Source organism: Roseovarius halophilus (ex Wu et al. 2025), assembly GCF_047086965.1.
The window spans coordinates 1-6,715 of the sequence record NZ_JBKOTX010000258.1 but is presented as its reverse complement, the minus strand read 5'-3'; the positions used below and the strand labels follow the sequence as shown (position 1 = coordinate 6,715).

The 6,715-nt window shown below is 60.0% G+C and carries 9 protein-coding genes; 6 read left to right on the top strand and 3 right to left on the bottom strand.

Going from position 1 to position 6,715, the window contains the following annotated elements; translation table 11 throughout:
* Positions 1-159: 159 nt before the first annotated feature.
* The 4 genes from ACH107_RS28790 to ACH107_RS28775 all read left to right on the top strand — a co-directional run bounded on the left by ACH107_RS28790 (position 160) and on the right by ACH107_RS28775 (position 2,173).
* Positions 160-441: a hypothetical protein gene (locus ACH107_RS28790; protein ID WP_412509161.1), complete on the top strand. Its 282-nt coding sequence runs from the start codon at positions 160-162 to the stop codon at positions 439-441.
* A gap of 8 nt (positions 442-449) precedes the next feature.
* The gene (locus ACH107_RS28785; protein ID WP_412509160.1) at positions 450-905 is read left to right on the top strand and encodes a hypothetical protein; all 456 of its coding nucleotides are present in this window, start codon (positions 450-452) and stop codon (positions 903-905) included.
* Positions 906-910: 5 nt separating this feature from the next.
* Positions 911-1,579 carry a hypothetical protein gene (locus tag ACH107_RS28780; protein ID WP_412509162.1) on the top strand — a complete coding sequence of 223 codons (669 nt, stop codon included), beginning with the start codon at positions 911-913 and terminating at the stop codon, positions 1,577-1,579.
* Positions 1,580-1,957: 378 nt separating this feature from the next.
* Entirely contained in the window at positions 1,958-2,173 is a 216-nt protein-coding gene (locus tag ACH107_RS28775) for a hypothetical protein (RefSeq protein ID WP_412509159.1), read from the top strand.
* A gap of 173 nt (positions 2,174-2,346) precedes the next feature.
* Here the strand turns inward: ACH107_RS28775 and tnpC are convergent, their stop codons facing one another.
* Genes tnpC through tnpA form a run of 3 tightly spaced genes read right to left on the bottom strand, consistent with a single transcriptional unit; the run spans position 2,347 to position 4,721 of the window.
* Positions 2,347-3,906: an IS66 family transposase gene (gene tnpC / locus ACH107_RS28770; RefSeq protein ID WP_412509158.1), complete on the bottom strand. Its 1,560-nt coding sequence runs from the start codon at positions 3,904-3,906 to the stop codon at positions 2,347-2,349.
* Between the two features lie 54 nt (positions 3,907-3,960).
* Complete coding sequence (tnpB, locus tag ACH107_RS28765; protein WP_412509157.1) at positions 3,961-4,314, bottom strand: IS66 family insertion sequence element accessory protein TnpB; 354 nt, start codon at positions 4,312-4,314, stop codon at positions 3,961-3,963.
* A 5-nt stretch (positions 4,315-4,319) separates the two neighbouring features.
* Complete coding sequence (gene tnpA, locus ACH107_RS28760) at positions 4,320-4,721, bottom strand: IS66-like element accessory protein TnpA (RefSeq protein ID WP_412509156.1); 402 nt, start codon at positions 4,719-4,721, stop codon at positions 4,320-4,322.
* 458 nt (positions 4,722-5,179) lie between these two features.
* On the opposite strand from tnpA, the gene ACH107_RS28755 reads away from it, so the two are divergent.
* Both ACH107_RS28755 and ACH107_RS28750 read left to right on the top strand, forming a co-directional pair.
* Complete coding sequence (locus ACH107_RS28755) at positions 5,180-6,160, top strand: hypothetical protein (protein ID WP_412509155.1); 981 nt, start codon at positions 5,180-5,182, stop codon at positions 6,158-6,160.
* Positions 6,161-6,341: 181 nt separating this feature from the next.
* Positions 6,342-6,635 (top strand): hypothetical protein, encoded by a 294-nt coding sequence (locus ACH107_RS28750; RefSeq protein WP_412509154.1) that lies wholly within the window; start codon positions 6,342-6,344, stop codon positions 6,633-6,635.
* Positions 6,636-6,715 lie beyond the last annotated feature (80 nt).

The following is a 6,715-nucleotide window of genomic DNA, read 5'->3' as shown; positions in this document are numbered from 1 at the left end:
GGCCGAGCAAAAAGCCCTTGAACCCGAAGCCGTCACGGAGGTTAAAATGGCGGCCTAACCAGCGCAACGCGCTGTCTCAGAACCGTGCCCCGGTACAGGAATGACAAGGCGGGCCTTAAGGAGTTTCAAGGGGCGGATTGGGGGCGGCGGCAAGAAATCGTGGCGGAGTTTCAAGATGCGCGCCTGCGCCAACTCGGCCGAAGGCTCTTGGCCTTCTATGCGCCCAAGCTTTTGTCAGAGCGGGGGCAACGCCAATACTCTGATTGGCGCCGCGGGCGTTGGGATGCCACGGGGGAGGACAAGGTTAAGTGGATGACCCTTGTAAAAGCGCGTCAAGCCGTCTCCGAGATGAGATCGGCAGGTCTGTATGATCCAGAAACGCTCACGGAAATCGAGGATTTCATTGATGATTTTCGCTGTGCCGCAGACGAACAAGGATAGGATTGAAAATGTCAGCTCTACAGAATGATCCAGATATCCGACAGGACGCATTCAGTCTCGATGAAAAGCTAACCGTTCAGCAGGTTCGCTTCGTAGGTGCACGACTGCGCGACTTGTTGGTCCGTTACCAAGCCGCCCTGCGCGATGAGCGGGTGCGGCCAATCGACTGGCCTGAATGGTCGGCCTTCATTGACGCGGCCTATTCCTGTGGCTTCGTCTGTAGCGATGGAGGTGATCACATGGGCGATCAGGCACAAACGCCGGTTTCCGAGTTTATGGACAATCTCGAAGCTGACCTCAGTCGCGTTGAAAAGCTCAGCCTGCGCGATCTGCGCAGGATTTTGCATTATGTCATGCGCAGTGAACGTTGGGGCGACGGTGGCGCGGATACGGGTGGCGGTGCCGTCTGGAGGCTTGTCACATCGCGGCTTGGTGATGCGGTTGCGCGGAGATTGGGAGCTTGAAGGCGATGGCGGTAGTATCAGACGAATTTGATTATCTGCGGGACAAACATCGGCAGCATCGCGAGGATAATTCTTCTGAGCTGAACCTGCGTACCCATAGGTCCATCAGCTGGATAGCACGGGCGGCCGCGTTGATTGAAGAGGATCCAGATGCTGCATTCATTTTCAGCTGGATCGCGTTCAATGCGGCCTATGCCAAGGACATGGCTGACGACCCGGGGTCGTTTGCCCGTGCTGATTTCCAAAACTTTTTTGATGCATTGGTGCGGTGTGATCCGAGGGGACGGATCGCCCATGAGATCTGGTATCAGTTTGAAGGGGTCGTGGCCGAGCTTCTGGATAACAAATACATCTTCAGTCCGTTCTGGAAGTTCCACAATGGCGATGCCGAGTATGACAACTGGGAACTGCGCTTTGGAAATGCCAAGAAGGCAGCACAATACGCCATTGAGGAGCAGGAAACAGCGAAGCTTTTGAGCATCGTATTTGACAGGCTTTACGTGCTACGCAACCAGCTTGTCCATGGGGGCGCGACCTGGAACAGTCAGGTGAACCGCAAGCAGGTGCGTGATGGGGCCGAGTTATTGTTGAGCCTGCTGCCAGTATTCATCGAGACGATGCTGTCAAATCCTGATGAAGACTGGGGGGCGCCTTATTACCCAGTGGTAGATTGATGGGAACGTCTGGTGTTGGACACTGCCGTAGGACTGCTCTTTCTGATTGTGGCCGGCATGGTCGTGATAGGGATTCTTGTCCTTTTGGTTCGCATTCTGACAAGCCGTCTGTTTCTTAACATTTCAGCGTTTCTTGCTTTGGTTTTCTTGGGGTTTCTTGCGCTTTTGATTGGTTTGGGAGGGTAAGCACATGATTGAACGGCTGATTGCATTACCGGTAGTCCCAGGTCGCACCATGACCTGCGCTCTTCCTCTCACCTTGCCTTGGTCTTGCCCGCCGCTCGGTTTTGCGAGGGAGGCGATCATGCTTGTGAGGGCTTAACAGAGACATCAATGGCAGCTCGCACTCATCCCCAAAACAAACGATACGGAGTAAAAATGGCCCTGAAGCAGGACGACTTTAAAATATCCGAGGAAAAGCTTGCTGAGCTGAATGCGGAAATTGAGCGCGCAGTGTCAGGCTATTTTACACGCAGCCCAGATGCTGACCCACTCGATGGAATGTCGGTGGTATTCAATTTTGCATTTGGGTTTGGGCGTGATCTGGACGTTTACGTTGCTGGGAAGACGATTTCCATCGACTTGGATTTATAGAGCTCCACGAATGTACCGCAGAGGAAGTAAACATTGTGGGACGCGTTCGCTGGTATGGGCGGGAGATGTGACGTTGTCTTACAAACCAAAAAATACGATAGCGTCAAGATGGGGCATTGTGACGTGAACGGGGGTGGGACTAGCGTAAGCGCCAGCTGGGCCCCACGGGCTTTTCAGCTTGCCGGCTGGAAGTTCCAAGGGAGGAGTTCGTCGATCCGGTTTTTCGGATGGCCGGCGGCGATGGCCTCGAGGGTGGCCTTGAGATAGGCGAAGGGCTCGACGCCGTTGATCTTTGCAGTTTCGATCAGCGACGCGATGCGGCCCCAGGCTTTGCCGCCCTCGTCGTGACCGGCGAACAACGCATTTTTCCTGTTCAGAGCGATCGGACGGATCAGATTTTCGACGCTGTTGGAGTCGATCTCGACGCGGCCGTCATGGAGGAAGGTCTGCAGGCCATCCCAGTGGCGATGGATATAGGACAGCTTCTCGCCGAGGCGGGACTTGGCCGAGACCCGAAGCCGCTGTTCCTGTAGCCAGTCGCCGAACGCCGCCACCAGCGGGGCCGTTCGTGCCTGCCGGGCCGAGAGGCGTTGACCTGGTTCGACGCCGTGGATGTCAGCTTCGACCTTGTAGAACTCGGCGATGCGGCGCAGCCCCTCGGCGGCGATCTCGGACCCGTCACGGTCGAACACTTCCTTCAGCTTGCGCCGGGCGTGCGCCCAGCAATGGGCCACGCGGATCGGGTCGCCGCCCTTGCGGGAGGGGCGTGTCAGGCGGTTGTAGCCGGGATAGCCGTCGAGCTGGAGGATCCCGTCGAAGCCAGTCAGGAAGGTTTCGGCATTCTGCCCGCCCCGACCAGGGGCGTAAAAGAACACCACGCCGGGCGGGTCAGCGCCGCCCCAGCTGCGGTCGTCACGCGCCAGAGCCCAGAGGTAGCCGGTCTTGGTCCGGCCCCGCCCGGGATCAAGAACCGGCGCGGTCGTCTCATCCATGAACAGCTTGGTGGACGCCTTCAGATGCTCGGCCAGCCGATCGACGACGGGCCGCAGGTGGAACCCCGCAACGCCCACCCAGTTGGCCAGGGTTCCGCGGTCTATGGTGACACCCGACCGGGCGAGCATCTGGCTCTGGCGGTATAACGGGAGGTGGTCGGCATACTTGCTGACCAGGACGTGGGCGATGGCGCCCTCGGTCGGCAGACCGCCCTCGATCAGGGCGGCGGGGGCCGGCGCCTGCGTCACGCCATCGGTGCAGGCGCGGCAGGCATACTTGGGGCGAACCGTGACCAGCACGCGCAGCTGCGCTGGCACGATGTCCAGCCGCTCGGTGCGGTCCTCCCCGATCCTGTGCATCTGCCCGCAGCCGCACGGGCATTCGAGGCTGTCAGGCTCGACGACCTGTTCGATCCGCGGCAGGCTCTCGGGAAGATTGCCGCGGTTGCGCCTGGCCGAGGAGGACTTGCGGCGCGGCGCGTCATCGGTGGGCGCTTGATCCTGCTTTTGCTCCTCGGCCTCGGAGACGGCAATGTTGAGGTCCTCGAAGGCCAGCTGCCGGTCGTCCGCGTCGAGCTTCTCGGACTTTTTGCCATGCACCACATGGTTCAGCTCGGCGACCAGGTGCTCGAGACGCTTGACGACCTCTTTCAGGCTGACCGTCTCGTGCAACAACGCCGCGACAGCATCGCGCTGGCCCTCGGGGATGGCCGACAGGTCGATATCAGGCAGGGCCGACATGCCCCGAATATACCCCGAACCGACTGGCAATGCCCGGCTATTCTGTCGCCCGAGTCACTCTGCCGCAGCCGGCCGGCGCGCTTCCAGCGCCTTCACCCGGCGCCAGTCCAGGCCGGCGAAGAGCGCCTCGAACTGCGCCCGGTTCAGGGTCATCACTCCGTCTCGGATAGCGGGCCAGGTGAAGGTCGTTTCCTCAAGACGCTTGTAGGCCATCACGAGCCCGGTCCCGTCCCAGAACAGGATCTTCAGCCGGTCGGCCCGCTTCGCGCGGAACACGAACACCGTACCGGTGAACGGGTCCTCCGTAAGCACAGACTGAACCAGCGCCGCCAATCCGTCATGGCCTTTCCGGAAATCGACCGGCTGCGTCGCCACCAGGATGCGCACCCTGTGCGTCGGCATGATCATGTCCGTCATCCCACCGCCCGCACGATCTCGGCAATCCGTGCCGCCGAAGTGCCCGCGTCCAGACGGATCGATACCTCGCCGACCGCGATCTCAATCAAAGGCGCGCCCGCGGTCGATGTGGCCTCGGGCGGCGCGTCGGGATGCCCATCATCGCACAGCATCAGCGGCGCGAACACGGGTGGCCCTTCCGCCGCCGGAAGAACCAGCTTGCCGTCCTTCGCAAGACGCCGCCATTCCGAGAGCCGGTTCGCGCGCAGCCCATACCTGCCGGCAACACCGCGAACCGTTGCGCCAGGCTCAAGCGTCTCCGCCACAATTTGGCCCTTGAGCTCATCAGGCCACCGCCGCCGACCCGCAGCGGAGCTATCCGCTCCGCCCGACCGGAAAAACTCCAGCGTATCCTCCACGGAGAAACTCCTTCCCTATTCCAAGACAGGGACGGATTCTCAGAAATCCTCGATCAGAAGAAGGTGGGCCCCAGATCGCGCTTACGGACTAGCGAGGCGCGCCTCAATCCTTGCGCACGTATCAAACAGGCTCCGTGAGAGTTATCCCGAACGCGGTGCAGCAGAGCGGGGTAGGTCTGGAGTTCGGCAAGCCGCACCAGAGCGTCTTTTGTGTTGGCTCGGAGGACATGCCCCGGCTCGCGCGGGCGCGCAAAGCCGGGGTCGAGCCCCTCAACGGTATATGCGCGTCCTTTGCAAATTGGTTCATCGCGAGAATAGTTGACGGCGAGCGCTAAAGTGTATATATTACCATTTCTTCAATTTGCCTGCGAGCATCCATACCCACAAAGCCATGCAACCCTTGGCTGGATGCGAGTGTTGTTGGATAAAGCCCGCAGGCCGCACGATAAAGGATCGCCATGACAGTTTCGCTTACCGACCTGAACCAGCTGGGCTTCTTCGCATCTCACCAGATCACGCTTGGCGCAGGCGACGTGCCGCGCTTTATCGCGCTGAAAGGGGGCTCAGGTTCAGCGTCACCGGCCGTCTATGTCTGGGTCGCGCATAAATCCGGGGACGAAGCGGCGGAAGTTCTTTACGTCGGCAAGGCCGGAAAGGGGGTCAAGCGTCGCCTGGTCCAGCACCAGAATGGGTTCAAAAGAGGAACGGGGCGCAAGAACGCGGCGGCGCTCCGCAGAGTCATCAGAGATCAGGATCTTTCGGTCACGGTGATGGCGCGCGTATCCGAGAGCGCCACGCTCTTCAGCAAAACAGTCTCGATGTATGCGGCCGAGGAAAACGCACTCTGTGAATTGCTCGCCCCGAAGTTGAACCGTGCGGTTTTTCCCGAGCTGGCAGGCAACGTCGAAACGGCGAAGAGTGAGGAGGCGGGGTCGCTTCCGGGTTTGGAACAGTCCTCTCGTTCGGATGTCACGCCAGCGCGAGGAGCGAATGCAGGTCGGTTACGGATCCCCGAGTTGATCAACAGCCGTCTTGTTGTGCAGGACGAGGGAACGGAAGACGACATGCTCCAGCAGGTCGGGTCGTACGGTGCTGACGAGCTCTTCCGGCTCAAGGGACTGCTCGAATTTCTGGAGGCGCGCGTCTTGGCGCCAGATCACGTTCTGAAGATCAGTGGCGGCTATCGATATCAGCCCAAGGGCTGTGACGGCGTCACCACTCTGGGCTTTGGTCGCCTTGCTGGGCAAAGGTTCGCGCGGCAAAGCTGGGTTGCACGCATTTATCTGACGGATACGCCGCGCGTGGCCTTCCCGCTGAAAATGCTCAACCCTGCACAGCGTGACCGTGTAGAGGTCAAAGACGGGCTCTTCGCGCCACTGGATCTAGAGGCATTCCTGCGCAATCCAGACAATTTTCTTCAGGCTGAGGAGCGGCGATGAAAGCTGTCATCGGCTCCGGCTTGCGCGCGAGGCCGGCAAAACGCGCATCACCCTCATTGCCTGATGCGGTTTGCCACGTCTTCACGCCACAAGTGGCCGAAGCAGGTGCATTTACCTCCGTCATAGTCTAACGGTAGAGATGATGTACCAGTTGTTCGCGTAGCAATTATCGGAGACGTCCATGCGGAACCTCGGCGGCAAACTCCTGCTGTCAGCAAGCGATCTGACGCGATTCATGGGCTGCGCCCATGCGACAACGCTGGATCTCATGCACCTGCGCGGCGAAGGGCCGAAGCCGGCGGAGAGCAGCGAGGATGCTGCGCTACTCCAAAAGCAGGGCGACGCGCATGAGCTGGCTCATCTGGAGCGACTGAAAAATGACGGCAAGAGCGTTGTCGAAGTCCCGCATTCTGAGCTGGAGCGCGGCGCTCAGGCTACTCGCGAGGCGTTGGCTGAAGGGCACCTCGATTTTTGAGGCTTCTGGGCCTGATTTGGCCGCAGTAGCGTGTTGACGGCGCTTGGATGGCGTCGACGTTTTGAGGTTTACAGCGCGGC

Bases quoted from the DNA above. Each gene is read 5' to 3' on its own strand.
- ACH107_RS28785 (WP_412509160.1), top strand. From the start codon at position 450: ATGTCAGCTCTACAGAATGATCCAGATATCCGACAGGACGCATTCAGT.
- tnpB (WP_412509157.1), bottom strand. From the start codon at position 4,314: ATGATCATGCCGACGCACAGGGTGCGCATCCTGGTGGCGACGCAGCCG.
- tnpC (WP_412509158.1), bottom strand. From the start codon at position 3,906: ATGTCGGCCCTGCCTGATATCGACCTGTCGGCCATCCCCGAGGGCCAG.
- ACH107_RS28780 (WP_412509162.1), top strand. From the start codon at position 911: ATGGCGGTAGTATCAGACGAATTTGATTATCTGCGGGACAAACATCGG.
- ACH107_RS28775 (WP_412509159.1), top strand. From the start codon at position 1,958: ATGGCCCTGAAGCAGGACGACTTTAAAATATCCGAGGAAAAGCTTGCT.
- ACH107_RS28755 (WP_412509155.1), top strand. From the start codon at position 5,180: ATGACAGTTTCGCTTACCGACCTGAACCAGCTGGGCTTCTTCGCATCT.
- ACH107_RS28750 (WP_412509154.1), top strand. From the start codon at position 6,342: ATGCGGAACCTCGGCGGCAAACTCCTGCTGTCAGCAAGCGATCTGACG.